The organism is Novosphingobium clariflavum, assembly GCF_026420865.1.
Lineage (GTDB): Bacteria > Pseudomonadota > Alphaproteobacteria > Sphingomonadales > Sphingomonadaceae > Novosphingobium > Novosphingobium clariflavum.
This window is the reverse complement of record NZ_JAPCWC010000002.1, coordinates 182,350-199,061: the sequence shown is the minus strand read 5'-3', so window position 1 is coordinate 199,061 and position 16,712 is coordinate 182,350. Positions and strand designations below refer to the sequence as shown.

Annotated in this window: 19 protein-coding genes; 6 read left to right on the top strand and 13 right to left on the bottom strand. The window is 66.7% G+C overall.

Annotated elements, in window-relative coordinates:
* Nucleotides 1–49: 49 nt before the first annotated feature.
* The 3 genes from OKA11_RS03270 to fmt form a co-directional block, all read right to left on the bottom strand.
* Nucleotides 50–406, bottom strand: coding sequence for a hypothetical protein (locus tag OKA11_RS03270; protein WP_267218788.1), 357 nt, complete (start codon nucleotides 404–406; stop codon nucleotides 50–52).
* A gap of 184 nt (nucleotides 407–590) precedes the next feature.
* On the bottom strand, nucleotides 591–1,337 hold the full coding sequence (truA, locus tag OKA11_RS03265; RefSeq protein WP_142633218.1) for a tRNA pseudouridine(38-40) synthase TruA: 747 nt from the start codon (nucleotides 1,335–1,337) through the stop codon (nucleotides 591–593).
* Nucleotides 1,334–2,242: a methionyl-tRNA formyltransferase gene (fmt, locus tag OKA11_RS03260; RefSeq protein ID WP_267218786.1), complete on the bottom strand. Its 909-nt coding sequence runs from the start codon at nucleotides 2,240–2,242 to the stop codon at nucleotides 1,334–1,336. Before fmt ends, truA begins: the two co-directional genes overlap by 4 nt.
* A gap of 60 nt (nucleotides 2,243–2,302) precedes the next feature.
* Between fmt and recR the strand changes: the two genes are divergently transcribed.
* The 3 genes from recR (at nucleotide 2,303) to rmuC (ending at nucleotide 5,186) form a co-directional block, all read left to right on the top strand.
* A complete protein-coding gene (recR, locus tag OKA11_RS03255; RefSeq protein ID WP_267218785.1) occupies nucleotides 2,303–2,899 on the top strand; it encodes a recombination mediator RecR in 597 nt (198 codons plus the stop codon).
* A gap of 61 nt (nucleotides 2,900–2,960) precedes the next feature.
* Entirely contained in the window at nucleotides 2,961–3,530 is a 570-nt protein-coding gene (gene def / locus OKA11_RS03250) for a peptide deformylase (RefSeq protein WP_142633224.1), read from the top strand.
* Nucleotides 3,531–3,599: 69 nt separating this feature from the next.
* The gene (gene rmuC / locus OKA11_RS03245) at nucleotides 3,600–5,186 is read left to right on the top strand and encodes a DNA recombination protein RmuC (protein WP_267218784.1); all 1,587 of its coding nucleotides are present in this window, start codon (nucleotides 3,600–3,602) and stop codon (nucleotides 5,184–5,186) included.
* Between the two features lie 10 nt (nucleotides 5,187–5,196).
* Here the strand turns inward: rmuC and OKA11_RS03240 are convergent, their stop codons facing one another.
* The 8 genes from OKA11_RS03240 to OKA11_RS03205 all read right to left on the bottom strand — a co-directional run bounded on the left by OKA11_RS03240 (nucleotide 5,197) and on the right by OKA11_RS03205 (nucleotide 11,166).
* Nucleotides 5,197–5,613, bottom strand: a complete 417-nt coding sequence (locus OKA11_RS03240; protein ID WP_267218783.1) for an META domain-containing protein — start codon at nucleotides 5,611–5,613, stop codon at nucleotides 5,197–5,199.
* Nucleotides 5,614–5,707: 94 nt separating this feature from the next.
* Entirely contained in the window at nucleotides 5,708–6,532 is an 825-nt protein-coding gene (locus OKA11_RS03235) for a TrmH family RNA methyltransferase (RefSeq protein ID WP_267218782.1), read from the bottom strand.
* A 12-nt stretch (nucleotides 6,533–6,544) separates the two neighbouring features.
* Entirely contained in the window at nucleotides 6,545–6,823 is a 279-nt protein-coding gene (locus tag OKA11_RS03230; RefSeq protein ID WP_142633230.1) for an HPr family phosphocarrier protein, read from the bottom strand.
* The gene (locus tag OKA11_RS03225; protein ID WP_267218781.1) at nucleotides 6,820–7,227 is read right to left on the bottom strand and encodes a PTS sugar transporter subunit IIA; all 408 of its coding nucleotides are present in this window, start codon (nucleotides 7,225–7,227) and stop codon (nucleotides 6,820–6,822) included. The genes OKA11_RS03230 and OKA11_RS03225 overlap by 4 nt, the downstream gene beginning before the upstream one ends.
* A 51-nt stretch (nucleotides 7,228–7,278) precedes the next feature.
* Complete coding sequence (gene rapZ, locus OKA11_RS03220; RefSeq protein WP_267218780.1) at nucleotides 7,279–8,256, bottom strand: RNase adapter RapZ; 978 nt, start codon at nucleotides 8,254–8,256, stop codon at nucleotides 7,279–7,281.
* Between the two features lie 51 nt (nucleotides 8,257–8,307).
* Nucleotides 8,308–8,775, bottom strand: a complete 468-nt coding sequence (locus OKA11_RS03215) for an HPr kinase/phosphorylase (protein WP_267218779.1) — start codon at nucleotides 8,773–8,775, stop codon at nucleotides 8,308–8,310.
* Nucleotides 8,776–8,777: 2 nt separating this feature from the next.
* Complete coding sequence (locus tag OKA11_RS03210; protein WP_267219000.1) at nucleotides 8,778–10,331, bottom strand: sensor histidine kinase; 1,554 nt, start codon at nucleotides 10,329–10,331, stop codon at nucleotides 8,778–8,780.
* An 82-nt stretch (nucleotides 10,332–10,413) separates the two neighbouring features.
* Nucleotides 10,414–11,166 carry a response regulator transcription factor gene (locus OKA11_RS03205; protein ID WP_267218778.1) on the bottom strand — a complete coding sequence of 251 codons (753 nt, stop codon included), beginning with the start codon at nucleotides 11,164–11,166 and terminating at the stop codon, nucleotides 10,414–10,416.
* A 249-nt stretch (nucleotides 11,167–11,415) separates the two neighbouring features.
* Between OKA11_RS03205 and OKA11_RS03200 the strand changes: the two genes are divergently transcribed.
* Together OKA11_RS03200 and OKA11_RS03195 are read left to right on the top strand one after the other, a co-directional pair.
* Nucleotides 11,416–13,017: a phosphoenolpyruvate carboxykinase gene (locus OKA11_RS03200; protein WP_267218777.1), complete on the top strand. Its 1,602-nt coding sequence runs from the start codon at nucleotides 11,416–11,418 to the stop codon at nucleotides 13,015–13,017.
* A 119-nt stretch (nucleotides 13,018–13,136) separates the two neighbouring features.
* Complete coding sequence (locus OKA11_RS03195) at nucleotides 13,137–13,490, top strand: hypothetical protein (protein ID WP_267218776.1); 354 nt, start codon at nucleotides 13,137–13,139, stop codon at nucleotides 13,488–13,490.
* A 70-nt stretch (nucleotides 13,491–13,560) separates the two neighbouring features.
* On the opposite strand, the gene OKA11_RS03190 is transcribed toward OKA11_RS03195, so the two are convergent.
* The gene (locus tag OKA11_RS03190) at nucleotides 13,561–15,399 is read right to left on the bottom strand and encodes a DUF885 domain-containing protein (protein ID WP_267218775.1); all 1,839 of its coding nucleotides are present in this window, start codon (nucleotides 15,397–15,399) and stop codon (nucleotides 13,561–13,563) included.
* Between the two features lie 355 nt (nucleotides 15,400–15,754).
* Between OKA11_RS03190 and OKA11_RS03185 the strand changes: the two genes are divergently transcribed.
* Complete coding sequence (locus tag OKA11_RS03185; protein WP_267218774.1) at nucleotides 15,755–15,964, top strand: hypothetical protein; 210 nt, start codon at nucleotides 15,755–15,757, stop codon at nucleotides 15,962–15,964.
* A 43-nt stretch (nucleotides 15,965–16,007) separates the two neighbouring features.
* Here OKA11_RS03185 and OKA11_RS03180 read toward each other — a convergent pair whose 3' ends face one another.
* Nucleotides 16,008–16,664, bottom strand: coding sequence for an alpha/beta hydrolase (locus tag OKA11_RS03180; protein ID WP_142633245.1), 657 nt, complete (start codon nucleotides 16,662–16,664; stop codon nucleotides 16,008–16,010).
* Between the last annotated feature and the right edge of the window lie 48 nt (nucleotides 16,665–16,712).

The window sequence follows — 16,712 nt, the reverse complement described above, 5'->3', positions numbered from 1 at the left end:
AGCCCCCGCTAACAGGCAAAAGGGAGGCCGCGGCCTCCCTTTTTTCATGTCAGTCGTAGGAGAACGCCGTCACCGTGCCGTGGCGGGTGTCGCACTTGAAGGTCATCTTCTTCATTTTCAGCTTGCCGTCCTTGTCGGGGATCGCGACGTCGACTTCGGCGCGCACCGAGGCGCGGCCGTCGCTCTTCTTGTCGGTATCCTCGACCTTGCGCATGCTCACATCGCGCGCGCCGAGCTTTTCGCCGCGCGCCTTGGCCTCGGCCATGCAGACCTGGACCACCTGATCGCGCTCATCGCCCGAAGCCGGGGGCGGCGAGGGGTCCTGGCTCCAGGCCTTGGTCACGAATGCGACGCTGAGCACGAGCACGTTCGCGCACGCAAAGTACTTCAACATGAGATCCCGCATTGCCACCTCCTGCCCAATCCCGGCAGGACATGACCGGCCGGGCCGATGTCATCCATTCGGCAGGATCGAAGGTATCGGGGAAGCGCAAGCGCTTCCATGGGGACAAACCCTCGTCAGCGCAGGGGAAATCCCCAAGAGGCGCCGGGCGGGAGGAGGCGTCGGGTGGGGGCGTGGCCGGCGCCGGTCAGTCCCCGGGATACGTCGCCTTGACGAAGTAGAGCCCGTCCGGCGGTGAATTGAGGCCGAGGGCCTGCCGGTTGCGCGCCTCCAGCGCCGCGGTGACCCGGGCCTCCTCCCAGCGGCCCATGCCCACGAGCGCGAGGCAGCCGACCATCGAGCGCACCTGGTGGTGCAGGAAGCTGCGCGCCTCGGCCTCGATCAGCACCATCTCGCCCTCGCGCCGGACCTCGAGCCGGTCGAGCGTCTTGAGCGGGCTCTGCGACTGGCAATGGGTGGAGCGGAAGGTGGTGAAGTCGTGCAGCCCCACCAGCCTTTGCGCGGCGCGGTGCATGGCCGTTTCGTCGAGCGGCTTGGGCACCTGCCAGGCCTTGCCGCGCTCCACCGTGAGCGGGGCGCGGCGGTTGGCGATGCGGTAGATGTACGAACGGCCGATGCACGAGAAGCGGGCGTGCCAGTCGTCGGGCACCACCTCGCAGCCGACCACCGCGATCGGATGCGGGCGCAGCCGTGCGTTCATGCCTTCCGAGAACTGGAAGGGCGTGAACGGCTTGTCGATGTCCATGTGGACTTTCATGCCCAGCGCATGGACGCCCGCATCGGTGCGCCCGGCGGCATGCATGCCGGTGACTTCCCCGGTCAGCGCAAAGGCCGCTTCCTCGACGCTCTGCTGCACCGAGGGCCCGTGCACCTGCCGCTGCAAGCCCATGTAGGGCGCGCCGTCGAATTCGAGAGTGAGGGCAAAACGGGTCACGCGAGCCTCGTTCCGGCAGCGACCGGACGGCCGCGCAGCAGGTCCGCCGCTTCCATGGCGGGCTTGCCCGCGCGCTGGATACGCTTCACGCGGATCGCGCCTTCACCGCAGGCCACGGTGAGACCGTCGTCGAGCGTTTCGCCGGGCGTGCCCGAACCCTCCGCGAGATCGGCGGCGAGAACCTTGTAGCGCTCGCCATCGAGTTCGAAGAAGGCGCCGGGGGCAGGCATGAAGGCGCGAACCTGGCGCTCCACTTGCTCGGCGGAAGCCGTGAAGTCGAGCCGGGCCTCGGCCTTGTCGATCTTCTTCGCATACGTCACGCCGTCTTCCGGCTGGGTCACGGCGCGGTGCACGGCAAGGTCGCGCAGGGTGCCGACCATGAGCTGGGCGCCCTTTTCGGCCAGTTCGGCGGTGAGTTCACCGGCGGTCTTGCGGTCGATCGTCGTGCGCAGGGTGGCCAGCATCGGCCCGGTGTCGAGCCCGATCTCCATCTGCATGATCGTCACCCCGGTGGTGGGATCGCCCGCCAGGATCGCCCGCTGGATCGGCGCCGCCCCGCGCCAGCGCGGCAGGATCGAGGCGTGGATGTTGAGGCAGCCAAACCGCGGCGCATCGAGCACCGCCTGCGGCAGAAGCAGTCCGTAAGCGGCGACGACGGCGATGTCGGCGCCCAGCGCGACGAACTTTTCCTGTTCCTCGGCGCTCTTGAGCGAAACCGGATGGTGCACCGCGATTCCGCGCGCTTCGGCTTCCTTGTGGACGGGCGAGGGGGTCAGTTCCTTGCCACGGCGACCGCCGGGGCGCGGCGGCTGGCTGTAGACGGCGACGACCTCGTGCCCGGCCTCGACCAGCGCGACGAGTGCAGGCACCGCAAAATCGGGCGTTCCCATGAAAACGATGCGCATGGTGTGGGGAATTCTCCGAAGGACTATCTCTTGGGCTGCGCAGGCCCTATCTCCGCCGTCATGGCATCGCAAGAGATCGAGACGCTTACCGCCGCGCTGTCGCGCCTTCCCGGCCTTGGCCCCCGTTCCGCGCGGCGGGCGGTGCTGTGGCTCATCAAGCGCCGGGAAAGCGCGCTGGTGCAACTAGTCGATGCGCTTGCCGCCGTGCGCGAGGCGCTGGTCGAGTGCCGGACCTGCGGCAACATCGATACCACCAACCCTTGCGGCATCTGCGCCGATCCGCGCCGCGATGCGGGTTCGCTCTGCGTGGTGGAGGAAGTGGCGGACCTCTGGGCGCTGGATCGTGCCCGGCTGTTCAACGGCCGTTATCATGTGCTTGGCGGCCGGTTGTCGGCGCTCGACGGGGTGCGGCCGGAAGACCTGACCATCGACCAGCTCTTGCGCCGGGTCGAGGAAGGCGGCATCGACGAAGTCGTGCTGGCCATGAATGCGACGCTCGAAGGGCAGACCACGGCGCACTATATTGCCGAGCGTCTTGAAGGACTTGCCGTGCGCATCACGCAGCTTGCCCATGGCCTGCCGGTGGGCGGCGAACTGGACTATCTCGACGAGGGAACACTCGCCCAGGCCATTCGCGCAAGACGGCCGGTGGCCTGACGATCACTCTGATCGGACCGACGACCTTGCGAGAATCGGCCATCGCGCTTATTTGGCGGGCATGGCTATCCGTGAAATCCTCGAAGTTCCCGATCCGCGTCTCAAGCAGGTTTCGGTCCCCGTCGAAAAGTTCGACGACGAGCTCAAGACGCTTGTCGAAGACATGTTCGAGACCATGTACGATGCCCCGGGCATCGGTCTTGCCGCCATCCAGGTGGGCGTGCCGCTGCGCGTGCTGGTGATCGATCTCCAGCCCGACGACGAGGATGCGGAACCGGAAGTCTGCACCGCCCACGGCGGCCATCACCACACGCACCAGCCGACCAGGAAGGAACCCCGGATCTTCATCAATCCGGAAATCCTCGATCCTTCCGAAGACCACACGGTCTATCAGGAAGGCTGCCTGTCGGTGCCGGAAATCTTTGCCGACGTCGAACGCCCCTCGCGCATCCGCGCGCGCTGGCAGGATCTCGACGGCACCGTCCACGAGGAAGAGATGGACGGTCTCATGGCCACCTGTCTCCAGCACGAGATGGACCATCTCGAAGGCATTCTCTTCATCGACCACCTGTCGCGCCTGAAGCGCCAGATGGCACTCAAGAAGCTCGACAAGCTGCGCCGCGCGGCCTGATTTGCGCGCATTGGGGAAAAGCCGGCCGGAAGGCTGGCGTTCCCTGAATGTTCCGGCTATGCTGTCGGAATGGAAATCGCAGTCGTCGCCATTGTCGCGCTCGTTGTCGGTCTTGGCGCCGGCTGGTTCTTCGGATCCCGGCCGGCGGCCGACTGGCGAAACCGCCACGAAACCCGCGATCGCGAAGCGCGTGAACTCGACGAGAAGTTCCGCGCCGCGATTCGCGACCTTGCTGCCGCCGGTGAACGCGCCAGCCGGGCGGATGACCTTGCCGAAACGCTAGAACGCACCCGCGCCGAGCATGGGCAGGCGATGGAACTTGTCCGCCGCAGCCATGATGAAGCGCAGCAGCGCCTGCGCGGCGAACTGACGCAGGCACTCGACACCACCCGATCCGAACATGCGACGCTGGTCGATGCCTTGCGCCGCGAACAGCGCGAACTGGCTTCGGAACTGGCGACGCTGCGGGAAAAATCGGCCAATTTCGACGAACAGAAGCGCCTCCTGATCGAAGCGCAGGAAGCGCTGCGCAAGGAATTCGAGAATGCCGGCGCCAAAGTGCTGGCAGGGGCCCAGGAGGCCTTCCTCAACCGCGCGGGCGCGCGCTTCGAGGAGAGCGAAAAGGCCAGTGCCGAGCGTATCCGCACGCTGCTGGCCCCTGTCGGTGAGCGGCTGAAGAGCTACGAGGAGCAGGTCGCGACGCTCGAAAAGCAGCGCACCGATGCCTTCGCGACGCTGACCGGGCAGCTTGTCGAATTGAGCGCCGGGCAGGAGCGCGTGCGCAGCGAGGCGGCGCGTCTCAGCAATTCGCTGCGCAATGCGCCGAAGGCGCGCGGCCGCTGGGGCGAGCAGCAGCTCAAGAACGTGCTCGAACAGTGCGGCCTTGCCGAACACACCGATTTCGTGACCGAGCATTCGGTCGAGACCGAGGACGGCCGCCTGCGGCCCGATGCGATCGTGCGTATCCCCGGCAACAAGCAGCTGGTGATCGACGCCAAGGTCTCGCTCAACGCCTATCAGGATGCCTTCGAGGCCGAGGACGAGACGCTGCGCGCCGCCTTCCTCGACCAGCACGCCGCCTCGATGCGAAGCCATATCCAGACGCTGGGCAACAAGAGCTACCAGAGCCAGTTCGAGAACGCGCCCGACTACGTACTGATGTTCGTGCCGGGCGAGCATTTCATTGCCGCCGCACTCGACCACGATTCCAGCCTGTGGGACTATGCCTTCGAGCGGCGCGTGCTGCTGGCGAGCCCGACCAACCTTGTCGCGATCTGCCGCACCATCGCGCAGGTCTGGCAGCAGGAAGGCCTCGCCAAGGAAGCGCGCGAGATCGGCAAGCTGGGCAGCGATCTCTACGACAGCCTGGCCAAGACGCAGGACGATCTCGGCAAGGTCGGTGTGCATCTGGGCCGCGCCGTGAACAGCTTCAACGATTTCGCGCGTACCTACGAAGGCAATGTGATGAGCCGCGCGCGCCGTCTTACCGAAAAGCACATCAAGATCGGCAAGCGCGAGATTTCGGATGAAGTGGCGGGCGTCGAAGCGATGCCGCGTTACGCCGAAACCGGGGGGCAGATCGCCGACCTTTCCGGCGATGCAGCCAGCGATGTGGGCAGCGATGCAGCCAGCGAGGACGCCGCAGCGGCCGAATGAGCCCCGGGGCCTATTTGCCGGCGACGGCGGCCTCTCGTTGCAGTTCGGCGGTATGGCCGCTCGATTGCAAGGTCATGCGGCCATGGTCGACGACCATGCGCGGCGTGGCGACGAGCAGCGCGCCGATTGCCTTTTCCTGATCCCAGGCGGGCGTCGGGCAGCTCATCTCGGTAAGCGAGAGTGGGCCTGCGATCAGCCGGTCGTCGTCGACATGCCAGGGGCCGTCCAGGCGGTTGCAGCCCACCTTGATGCCGATCTTGCCGCCGTCGAAGGCGATGCTGGCGCCGTCGGCCTGCGGCCGCTGCCCGTCGATCAGGGTGATCCGCCAGGAGGTTCGGGCAAGCTGCGCCTCACCATCGCCGCCCGGGCTCGAACAGGCAGCAAGCATGGCGGCGCAGGAGGCCGGAAAAATCGCGTGACGAAGCATGGCGCATGCCTTGTCACAGGTGACCTGAGGCTGTGATGAACGTGCGCCGGAGAAAGCGAGGCGTTGATAGCCTTCAGGCCGGGAATGACGGCGATCAGTCCCGGCGCAGGTGGGCGAGCGCTTCGTAAGCCAGAACTGCCCCGGCAACCGCCGCGTTCAGGCTGTCCGCACGGCCCAGCATGGGGATGGTGACACGCAGGTCGCAAGCTTCTTCGTAGGCCTGCGGCAGGCCTTGCGATTCGTTGCCCACCATCAGGAAACACGGCGCGGCGTAAGGCGCCTCGCGGTAATCGGTCGGGTCCCGCAGCGAGGCGGCGACCAGTTGGCCGCCGTGCTGCGCACCGGCGCCTTCACGCAGCCAGGGCAGGAACTCGTCCCAGCGGGCCGTGACGATCTTCTGCGTGAAGATCGCCCCCATGCTGGCGCGCACGGCCTCGACCGAGAAGGGATCGGCGCAGTCGTCCAGCAGGATCAGGCCGCCCGCGCCAACGGCGTCGCCGGTGCGCAGCATGGTGCCGAGATTGCCGGGATCGCGCAGCGCCTGCGCCACCAGCCAGATCGGCGCGGCGGCGCGGTCCAGGGTGGCGAGGCGGGTGTCGAATTCGGCAAAGACGCCGGCGACGGCCTGCGGATTGTCCTTGCCGGTGACCTTGGCGAGGATCTCCACGTCCATCTCGACGATGTCGCCGCCGGCGGCGGCCACGGCATCTTCCAGCGCATCGAGAAGGGGATGGGGATCACGGCCGATCGCCATGACCAGGATCTCGGGCACGATGCCGCATTCGCGTGCGTCGGTGAGCAGGCGCAGCCCTTCGGCGAGGAAGCGCCGTTCCTGCTTGCGATGCTTCTTCTCGCGCAGCGAGCGCAGGAACTTGACCAGCGGGTTGGAAAATCCGGTAATGGTACGGCGCACGGCCAAAACTCTTGCCTTTTATTCTTCGCCGAAGCCGTCGCGCACCAGCGTGGCGAGCGTGGCCAGCGCTTCGGGGGCACCTTCGCCCGCGCAGGAAATCTCGATGCTGTCGCCCTTGGCGGCGCCCAGCATCATCAGGCCGAGGATCGAATTCCCGGCGGCCTCGGTACCGTCCTTGCCGACCTTGACCAGCACGGTGGCGGGCAGTTCGGCGACGTGGTTCACGAACTTGGCGCTGGCGCGGGCGTGGAGGCCGCGCTTGTTGACGATCAGCACCGTTTCACGAAAATCGCTCATGCCGCGTCCTGCCCGAGATATTCGCTGGCGATAGTGATGTAGTTGCGCCCGGCATCGCGCGCGGCGGCGGCGGCTTCGCGCACCGACATGCATTCGCGGGCCTTGGCGAGACGGATCAGCATCGGCAGGTTGATGCCGGCGATCACTTCCACGCGGCCCGCTTCCATCAGCGAGATGGCGAGGTTGGACGGCGTGCCGCCGAACAGGTCGGTGAGGATGATGACGCCCGAGCCGCTGTCGACTGCGGTGATCGCATCGGCGATCTCGCTGCGGCGGCGTTCCATGTCGTCGTTGGGGCCGATGCAAACGGTTGCAACCGCCGACTGATCGCCGACGACGTGTTCCATCGCGTGTACGAACTCCTCGGCGAGATTGCCGTGAGTGACGAGGATCATGCCGATCATGCTGGAAGCAGGCTCCGAACTTTTTCTTGCGTGGGCGACCAGGTTACTTGTTCATTTTTCACGCCGCTGACCCCCTTCCAGAAGATCGGCTGCTCGCGAGCCCAGGTTGCGGTGCAGCAATGTGGGCGAAAATCCCGCATCGCGCAAGGCCGCAGCCATGAGTTCGGCGGTGAATACCGACCTGTGACGCCCACCCGTACACCCGAAAGCGACGTGAACATAGGCTTTGCCCTGTGTGCGATAGCGCGGAAGCAAGAGCAGGAGAAGGTCGCGAATCCGCGTGAAAGCTTCGTTAAAGGCGGGGTCCTGACGGACATAGTCGCCCACCGGCGCGTCAAGCCCGGTCATCGGCCTCAGCACCGGATCCCAATGCGGGTTTTCCACGAAGCGCATGTCGAAGACGAGGTCGGCGAGCGGGGGCATCCCGCGCGAGAAACCGAAGCTCGATACCGTCAGCGTGAGGTCCTCCGGCGCTTCGGTTGCGAATCGTTCGCGAATCACGCGCTGGAGGTCGTTCGAGGTGAACTCGGTGGTCTCGACCAGGAGATCGGCCCAGCGGCGCAGCGGTGCCAGCAGTTCCCGCTCGGCGCGGATGCCGGTGTCGACCGGGGCGTCGGCGGCCAGCGCGTGGCGGCGGCGGGTCTCGTTGAAGCGGCGTTCCAGTTCCTTGCTCGAACAGTCGAGGAACAGGGTGTTGAGTTCGACATCCTCGCGCTCGTCGAGGGCCTTGACCTGCGCGATCACGCGCGCCGGGTCGAAGCCGCGGGTGCGGCAGTCGAACCCGATCGCCAGCGGCGGGCGCGGCGAGCCTTCTGCGGCAGGAGACCGTTCGATCAGGCGATCGAGCAGGCGCACCGGGAAATTGTCGATGATCTCCCAGCCGAGGTCTTCGAGCACCCGCAGGGCAGTGGTCTTGCCGGCACCGAGCATGCCGGTGACAAGCAGGACACGCTGACGATCGGCCGCCGGGGTGGGGGGAGGAACGGCGGCGCTGGGGGATGTTCCGCTTTCCGGGGATTCGCGATTCATCGCGCCTGTTTGCGCCGGGCGGCGGCGAAAGGGAAGGGGGTGCCGGTGCGCTCAGCCCAGCCTGTTGCCAAAGTGGGACAGTGCCAGTTCGGCCTTGAGCGCGAGCGGCCCCGATCCCGGCCAGAGGCGCAAGTGCGGCAGGGAGATACCGCCAATTTCAATGGTTTGGGGGATCTCGATGAAGCGCGGCGCCTCGGGATCGAGAGTGATGAGCAGGGCGAGCGGCACTTCTTCCACGCAGGGAAACGGCAGCAGCCCGAGATTGCGCACTTCGATCAGGCCGCGGGTATTGGGATGCGGGCGGGCGAGGAGCACGCCGTTTCCAGCCGTCAGCAGCACGCTGTCGTCGCCCACCAGCGCCGCACCCCGGTCGATCAGTTCCAGCGCGAGGCTGGACTTGCCGGTGCCGGATGCGCCCTCGATCAGCACGCCGCGCCCGCCGATGGCGACGCAGGTCGACTGGCGCGGAAAGGCGGAGGGCTGTGCCGGTGCCGGTGCCGGTGCGGATGGGGTGCTCATGCTCATTCGCCCTGCCATGCGGGCAGGGAGACCACCAGCCGCGCGCCGTGTTCGCCGTCGATCCGGTCGGTCGCGCGCAGCTTGCCGAAATGGGCCTCGACGATGGTGCGGGCGATGGCGAGGCCGAGGCCGCTGTGCTTGCCGAATTCCTCGCCGGAAGGGCGCAGCGAGTGGAACCGGTCGAAGATGCGTTCGCGCGCGCCCTCGGGGATGCCCGGGCCGTGGTCCGATACCGCGATGATCACCCGCGTCCCCTCGCGCGCCAGCATGACCTCGATCGGCGCGCCGGCCGGGGAGAACGACACGGCGTTGTCGAGCAGGTTCTGGAGCACGCGCTCAAGGCGCGGCGCGTCGCCCGGCACCATCAGGCGGGCGGTCTCGTCCATGCCCGGTTCGGTGGTTTCCAGGACTTCGACCGGGCACAGGCCATTGACGCCGCGCTGCGCCCTTTCGCCGGCCAGCGCGTGCACCAGGCGGCCCATGTCGACCGGCTCGAAAGTCGTGCGGCTGAGTTCGGCGTCGATGCGGCTGGCATCGGCGATCTCGGTCACGAGGAAGTCGATCCGCCGCACGTCGTCCTTGGCGATGCCGATCAGCTGGCGGCGCAGGTCGGGCTCGTCCACCCGGTCGAGGCTTTCGAGCGCGCTGCGCAGCGAGGTCAGCGGGTTCTTGAGTTCGTGGGCGACATCGGCGGCGAAGCTCTCCACCGCATCGATGCGCTGGCGCAGGGCGCCGCTCATGTCGGAGACGGCGCGGGCCAGCAGGCCGATCTCGTCGCGGCGGTCGGGCAGGCGGGGGACCACGACGCTGCGGTCGCGCCCGAGGCGCACGCGCACCGTGGCGCGCACCAGCTTGCGCAGCGGCTCGACGATGGTGCGCGCCAGGAACAGCGAGAGCAGGATCGAGACGGCAAAGGCGCCGCCGACGATGATCGCCAGGGTCTGGCGGGCCATGCGCACATTCTCGGTGATGTCGCGGGCGTTGCGGGTGACCAGCAGGGCCTCGCCGTGAAGGCCGACCGGGGTGGCGGCGATGATGATCGGGGTCTGGTCGGGGGCTGCCTCGTGGTTGACCTCGGTGCGGCCGTTCTGGAGGGCCTGGGTGATCTCGGGCCAGGCCCGCGCATCGGCGCCGGGATTGTCCTCGTAAGGCGGGACCGGCGGGGCGCCGAGCACGAAGTCCATGCCCTGGTCGATGGCGCGGGCGGCATCCTGCAGCCAGGGCTCGCGGGCGGGATCGACCAGCCGGTAGGAGGGCGGGGCGAGGTCGAAGCTGTCGGCGACGAGCTTGCCGCGCGTGTCGTAGAGGCGCAGGCGCAGGGCCTGCCCGGCGCCGATGCGGGCGATCAGTGCGCGGCGATCGGCAGAGTCCATCCCGGTCAGCGCATGGGCGACGATCTCGGCCTGCGAGGCGGCCAGGCGATAGCGCTCGGCCAGCAGTTCGCGCCGGTAGCTGTCGATGTAGAACAGGCTGCCGGCCAGCAGGGCGAGCGCGATGACGTTGACCGCCAGGATGCGCGCGGTGAGCGAGACGCGCCAGGGCAGGCCGAGGCGCATGCCGAGGGGCTTTTTCCGGCGCTTGCCCTTGCCGCGCCTCGAGCGCTTCTTGCCCTGCCCATGCGGCAGCCTGTCGCGCGCTTCAGGCATCGGAGAAGGAGTAGCCGGCGCCGTAGAGCGTGTCGATCGCGCCGAATTCGGGGTCGACCGCGCGGAACTTGCGGCGCAGGCGCTTGATGTGGCTGTCGATCGTGCGGTCGTCGACGTAGACGTCCTCGCTGTAGGCGGCATCCATCAGCTGGTTGCGGCTCTTGACCACGCCGGGGCGGGTGGCGAGGGCTTCGAGGATCAGGAATTCGGTCACCGTCAGCGACACCGGCTCACCCTCCCAGGTGACCTGATGGCGCGCGGGGTCGAGTTGCAGGCGGCCGCGCACGACCAGCTCCGGCAGGCCTTCGGCAGCGGCCGCATCGCTGGGCGTGCGGGTCAGTTCGCTGCGGCGCAGGATGGCACGGATGCGCGCCACCAGCAGGCGCTGGCTGAACGGCTTGGTGATATAGTCGTCGGCGCCCATCGCGAGGCCGAGGGCCTCGTCGGGCTCCTCGTCCTTGGACGTGAGGAAGATCACCGGCAGGCTCGATTGCGCGCGCAGCGCCTGCAGCAGCGAGAGGCCGTCCATGCGCGGCATCTTGATGTCGAAGATGGCAAGGTCGGGCGGATTGTCGAGCAGGGCCTTCAGCGCGGTTTCGCCATCGGTATAGACCCGCGTGGCGAAACCTTCGGCCTGAAGGCTGATCGAGAGGGTGGTGAGGATGTTGCGGTCGTCATCGACCAGCGCGATGGTCTGCGCGCGTGCTGCGGGACTGTCTCCGGGGGCGGTCGCAGGATCTGCCATGGGGCGGTGCACTATCCTCTTGTCGCAGCATTTTTCGATTGGATGGTACGCCTAGCCGCACTGCTTCGGACTGACAATCTCCGTTCCCGACGCAAAAGAGATGGCGTTCGTCGCGAGGCGCTTGGTTTATTTCCGCGGCGATTTGATCGAAAAGGGAGCGGCGCGTAAGCGCGGCCCCGAGTCTTGCGTAAAAATGTCCGGGCGCCCGACGACCCCGTTGTCTGGCGTCTGAAAATGGAGGAGATGACATTGACCGCTACCCTGAACTACTCGCTTGCCAAACAAGGCATTGAAACCACGGCGGAAATATTCGCCAATCTGGGCACGGCACCGCTCGTCGAGCATGCAGTACGCAATGGAGAAGGCGTACTGAGCGTGGACGGTCCGTTCGTCGTTGCCACCGGCAAGCACACCGGCCGTTCGGCCAAGGACAAGTTCATCGTCAAGGACGCCGAGACGCAGGATACCGTCTGGTGGGGCAAGACCAACGTTGCCATGACGCCGGAGCACTTCGCGGCGCTGAAGGAGGACTTCCTCAAGGCCGTCGCCGAGAAGGATACGCTCTACGTGGCGGACCTGTTCGGCGGCTCGCAGCCCGAACACCGCGTCAAGGTGCGGGTCATCAATGAATTCGCCTGGCACAACCTGTTTATCCGCACCCTGCTGGTGCGTCCGACCGAGGACGAACTCGAAGGGTTCGCGCCCGAGTACACGATCATCGACCTGCCCAGCTTCCGCGCCGATCCCGCGCGCCACGGCTGCCGCAGCGAAACCGTGATCGCGGTCAACTTCACCGAGAAGCTGATCCTGATCGGCGGCACCGCCTATGCGGGCGAGATGAAGAAGTCGGTGTTCGGCATCCTCAACTACCTGCTGCCGGTCAAGGGCGTGATGCCGATGCACTGCTCGGCCAATATCGGCCCCGACGGCGATACCGCGGTGTTCTTCGGCCTTTCGGGCACCGGCAAGACCACGCTCTCGGCAGACGCCTCGCGCACGCTCATCGGCGATGACGAGCATGGCTGGTCGGACACCGCCGTGTTCAACTTCGAGGGTGGCTGCTACGCCAAGATGATCCGCCTCTCGGCCGAAGCCGAGCCGGAGATCTTCGCCACCACCAAGCGTTTCGGCACCGTGCTCGAGAACGTGGTGATCGATCCGGTGACCCGCCAGATCGACCTCGAGGACAATTCGCTGGCCGAGAACAGCCGCGGTTCCTACCCGATCGACTTCATCCCGAACACGTCGGAGAAGAACCTCGGCCCGGTTCCCAAGAACATCATCTTCCTCACCGCCGACGCCTACGGCGTGCTGCCGCCGATCGCGCGTCTTACCCCCGACCAGGCGATGTACCACTTCCTCTCGGGCTATACCGCGCGCGTCGCCGGTACCGAGATCGGCGTGACCGAGCCGGAAGCCACCTTCAGCACCTGCTTCGGCGCGCCGTTCATGCCGCGCCACCCCTCGGTCTATGGCAACCTCCTCAAGGAGCGCATCGCCAAGGGCGGCGTGAAGTGCTGGCTGGTCAACACCGGCTGGTCGGGCGGCAAGGCGACGATGGAAGGCATCAAGCGCATGCCGATCAAGGCCACCCGCGCACTGCTCAACGCCGCGCTCGACGGCAGTCTGAACACCGCCGAGTTCAAGGAAGATCCGAACTTCGGCTTCGAGGTTCCGGTGGCGGTGCCCGGCGTCGATGCCAGGCTGCTCGATCCGCGCGGGGCCTGGGCCGACGGCGCCGAGTACGACAAGACCGCACAGACGCTGGTCAAGCAGTTCATCGACAACTTCGCCCAGTTCGAAGCCCATGTCGACGAAGGCGTGCGCAAGGCGGCTCCCGTTTCGGCGTGATCGGACGCTGTTCGGCGTGAAATGAGGGCAGGGCCCCGGAACTGGTGTTCCGGGGCCCTTGTCTTGTCACGAATAGAGTGCATCCTGCGGTTCCCCCTCTCTTTCATGGAGATACGAACATGGGTCTTTTCGACGGCATTCTCGGTCAGGTCAGCGAACACCCCGATGTCGCCAACCTCGCAGGCCAGCTGGGCATCGAGCCGGCAACGGCCGAGAAGGCGATCGCCGCGCTCGGCTTCGCGCACCAGCAGGAAGGGGACACGGCGGAACTGGCCGCGGCCAAGACCGGCCTCGGTGTCGACACGATCCAGCAGATCATCGCCTCGATCGGCGGCGAGGGCTCGCTGGGCCAGTTCGCCAGCATGCTGGCAAGCGATCCCGGCTCGTTCTCCGCGTTCCTTGACAAGGACGGTGACGGCAGCGTGATCGACGACATCACCGATGCGGCCAAGGGCCTGTTCGGCCAGCGCTGATCGCCAACGCGGCGCAGCAAAAAGGGCGCTCCGGTCAGGCCGGGGCGCCCTTTTCCTGTCTGCGCGCAAATCAGCGCTTGCGCGTGGTCGCGATGTAGTCGTCGATGTTGGTGGCCAGCACGTCGAGCGGGACGTTGCCGCCGTCGACTACGGCCTGGTCGAAATCGCGCAGGTCATAGGCGGAGCCCAGCGCCTGCTGCGCGCGGCTGCGCTGGAGGTTGATCTCCGAATGGCCCATCTTGTAGCCGCAGGCCTGGCCCGGCCAGGAGCAGTAGCGGTCCACTTCGCTGGCGATTTCCTCGCGCTTGTTGCCGTTCTTCTGCATGAAGAACTGCACCGCCTGTTCGCGGCCCCAGCCCTTGGTGTGGATGCCGGTGTCGACCACCATGCGGCAGGCGCGGAAGGCGAGCGACTGGAGGTAGCCGAGACGGCCGACCGGATCGCTGTCGTAGGCGCCCAGTTCATCGGCCAGCTGCTCGCCGTACAGCGCCCAGCCTTCCGAATAGGCGTTGAACGCCAGCATCGAGCGGATCAGCGGCAGACGGTTGGCATATTCGCCCTGCCAGACGTGGCCGGGGATCGCTTCGTGATGGACAAGCGTGGGCAGGTCGTACTTGCGGTGCAGGTCGGTGGAACGCAGGTTGATCCACATCTTGCCCGGCACCGTGCCGTCCTTCGAGCCGCCGCCGCCGTAAGCGGTGGGGGCGCCGGGTTCCTCGGCAAGCGGCAGGCGGTGCACTTCCACCTTGCCCGACACCGGATCGCGGAAGGCGCGCGGCATCTGCGCGCGGATCCAGTCCACCCGCTTCTGGATGAAGGCCATGATCTCGGCGCGGCCGGGATCGCCCTCGGGGAACATGAAGCGCTTGTCGCTGCCGAGCGCGGTCATGCGCTCGCCCACGGTGCCCTGCGTATAGCCGAGCGACTTCAGGATCGGCTCCATGCGGGCGTGGAGCGCGGCCAGTTCCTCGAGGCCGCGCTCATGGATTTCCGCGGCGGGGACGGTCGTGGTCGTGCTGGCGCGCAGGGCCCAGGCGTAGAACTCGTCGCCGTGCGGGCGCGCGCCCATGCCGGGGTCGCTCTTGGCAAGGCCGCGCTGGCGCTTGAGTTCGGCCAGCTGGCGTTCGAGCGCGGGCACCACTTCGCCCGCCACGATCGTCTTCGTGCGGCCTTCCCAGTCGCCGGGGATCGCTTTGGTGCGGCTGACCAGCGAGGAGACCATGCCGCCGCCGCCATCGCGGGCATCCGCAAGGGTGCTTTCCATCTGGGCGATGGCGCGGTCCAGCAGGAAGTCGGGCGGGACAAGGCCCTGGTCGGTCGCCGCGCGCATGCGCTCCAGTTCGCCGTCGAGCTGGCTGTCGAACTGCGAGAGGCGCGCGACATAGGCCTCGGCGTCCTCGGCGCTCTTCACCTGGTGATCGGCGTCGAGGAACTTGGGCGTGTCGAGATAGGCGCCGACGTTCTGGATCACCACGTAAGGGGTGTTGCGCCAGCCGCCGACGGCAACGTCGCCGTAAGGCAGGGCAAGACCGTCGAGCGAGGTCTTGTAGGCGCTGCGGATCACCGCCAGGCTGGTGCGCTCGGCATGGCTGAGGTGGCTGGGGTTGAAGGCCTGCACTTTGACGAGATCGCTGCGCAGCGTGTCGGCAAGCGCCGCGCGTCCGGCGAAGGAGCGGTCTTCCAGCTGCGATCGCAGCGCGGCATGGGCGCCGGTGTCGACGCCAAGCGTGGTGGCGTTTTCGGGGGCGTGTCCGATCAGGTTCCAGGCGACGCTGTCCAGCAGCGGCGCGGCGCTCGTCGGCGCGGCGGGCGAGGCTGCCAGCGCGCGGGCGCCGGGCAGCGCGAGCGCGGCCGTGCCGGTGGCGAGAAGCTGGAGCGTGGTGCGGCGCGAGAGGGGCGCGCTTCCCATGACGTGGTTGTTCATGGCCGGCGAAACTGGCGAGCGCGGAGCCCGCTGTCAAACCCGCTCGATTGCGCGGCCTAGTGGTTTGATTCTGACATTTGGTACCCTATCGGACAGGGCGCGCTCACATGTCAGAATCTTTTCGAACCACTAGCATTTATTTGATTTCAATGGATTTTGCGATTTTGACATTTGCAAACCCATCCCATCCGCCAGGGGATGCAAATGTCAAAATCAATCCATTAGAGCGTTTTTCCGATCTGATTGAATCAGATCGGGCTCTCCAGATTCTTCGTTTTCCGCGATTTTCCGAGTCACTGCGTGTTCCACTCCGTTCGAAAAACGCTCTAGGGGATAAGCCATGGATATTGCGCTTTCCCTTCTCGTTCTTGCCATTGCCGCGCTTGTGCTGGGGGCGACCGCGCTGTTCCGGCGCGGCGGCTATCGCAAGCAGGCGGTGCTGATGCTGGTGCTGGCGGCGGTGATGGCGGTGAACGTGGCGATCCTGGTGGTGCCGACGGGCAGCGGCGAGACGGTGGCGGCGGCAGCAAAGGAAAAGGCGCCGGAGTAGCTCTCCGACGCCTCTTGTTTCCCGGTCTGCGGTCTCGCGCCGATTACTTGATCGGGCAATCCGGCGCGAGGCGCATGTCGAGGTAGTTGTCGACCGAGCGCATCAGGTCGTCCATCTCGTTCTCGAAGAAGTGGTTCGCACGCGGGATCTCGTCGTGGTGGATGGTGATGTGCTTCTGCGTGCGCAGCTTGTCGACCAGCTTCTGTACGGCATTGGGCGTCACCACCGTGTCCGCCGCGCCCTGGATGATGATGCCCGAGGCCGGGCAGGGGGCGAGGAACGAGAAGTCGTACATGTTGGCCGGCGGCGCCACCGAGATGAAGCCGCGGATTTCCGGGCGGCGCATCAGCAGCTGCATGCCGATCAGCGCGCCGAACGAATAGCCGGCGATCCAGGTGGACGAAGCCTCGGGATGGATCGACTGCACCCAGTCGAGCGCCGCTGCCGCGTCGGACAGTTCGCCCACGCCGTTGTCGAAGCTGCCCTGGCTGCGGCCGACGCCGCGGAAGTTGAAGCGCAGGGTAGCGAAGCCGCGCGCCACGAACGTCTTGTAGAGGTGCTGGGTGATGCGGTCGTTCATCGTGCCGCCCGCCTGCGGGTGCGGGTGGAGGATCATCGCCACCGGTGCGCGCGGGCGCGTTGCGGGCTGGAAGCGGCCTTCGAGGCGGCCTTCGGGTCCGGGAAAGATGACTGATGGCATGTGTTTTGCGGGCCTGACCTGTTGAAACTCCCGCGAAATACCGCCGGC

Excerpts from the sequence above, each read along its gene's own strand:
- def (WP_142633224.1), top strand. The coding sequence starts at position 2,961 with ATGGCTATCCGTGAAATCCTCGAAGTTCCCGATCCGCGTCTCAAGCAG.
- OKA11_RS03230 (WP_142633230.1), bottom strand. The coding sequence starts at position 6,823 with ATGAGCGATTTTCGTGAAACGGTGCTGATCGTCAACAAGCGCGGCCTC.
- OKA11_RS03210 (WP_267219000.1), bottom strand. The coding sequence starts at position 10,331 with ATGCGCCTCGGCCTGCCCTGGCGCGTCTCGCTCACCGCGCGCATCCTG.
- OKA11_RS03240 (WP_267218783.1), bottom strand. The coding sequence starts at position 5,613 with ATGCTTCGTCACGCGATTTTTCCGGCCTCCTGCGCCGCCATGCTTGCT.
- OKA11_RS03185 (WP_267218774.1), top strand. The coding sequence starts at position 15,755 with ATGGATATTGCGCTTTCCCTTCTCGTTCTTGCCATTGCCGCGCTTGTG.
- OKA11_RS03205 (WP_267218778.1), bottom strand. The coding sequence starts at position 11,166 with ATGGCAGATCCTGCGACCGCCCCCGGAGACAGTCCCGCAGCACGCGCG.
- fmt (WP_267218786.1), bottom strand. The coding sequence starts at position 2,242 with ATGCGCATCGTTTTCATGGGAACGCCCGATTTTGCGGTGCCTGCACTC.
- OKA11_RS03195 (WP_267218776.1), top strand. The coding sequence starts at position 13,137 with ATGGGTCTTTTCGACGGCATTCTCGGTCAGGTCAGCGAACACCCCGAT.
- rapZ (WP_267218780.1), bottom strand. The coding sequence starts at position 8,256 with ATGAATCGCGAATCCCCGGAAAGCGGAACATCCCCCAGCGCCGCCGTT.
- OKA11_RS03190 (WP_267218775.1), bottom strand. The coding sequence starts at position 15,399 with ATGGGAAGCGCGCCCCTCTCGCGCCGCACCACGCTCCAGCTTCTCGCC.
- recR (WP_267218785.1), top strand. The coding sequence starts at position 2,303 with ATGGCATCGCAAGAGATCGAGACGCTTACCGCCGCGCTGTCGCGCCTT.
- OKA11_RS03180 (WP_142633245.1), bottom strand. The coding sequence starts at position 16,664 with ATGCCATCAGTCATCTTTCCCGGACCCGAAGGCCGCCTCGAAGGCCGC.
- OKA11_RS03225 (WP_267218781.1), bottom strand. The coding sequence starts at position 7,227 with ATGATCGGCATGATCCTCGTCACTCACGGCAATCTCGCCGAGGAGTTC.
- OKA11_RS03270 (WP_267218788.1), bottom strand. The coding sequence starts at position 406 with ATGCGGGATCTCATGTTGAAGTACTTTGCGTGCGCGAACGTGCTCGTG.
- rmuC (WP_267218784.1), top strand. The coding sequence starts at position 3,600 with ATGGAAATCGCAGTCGTCGCCATTGTCGCGCTCGTTGTCGGTCTTGGC.
- OKA11_RS03215 (WP_267218779.1), bottom strand. The coding sequence starts at position 8,775 with ATGAGCACCCCATCCGCACCGGCACCGGCACCGGCACAGCCCTCCGCC.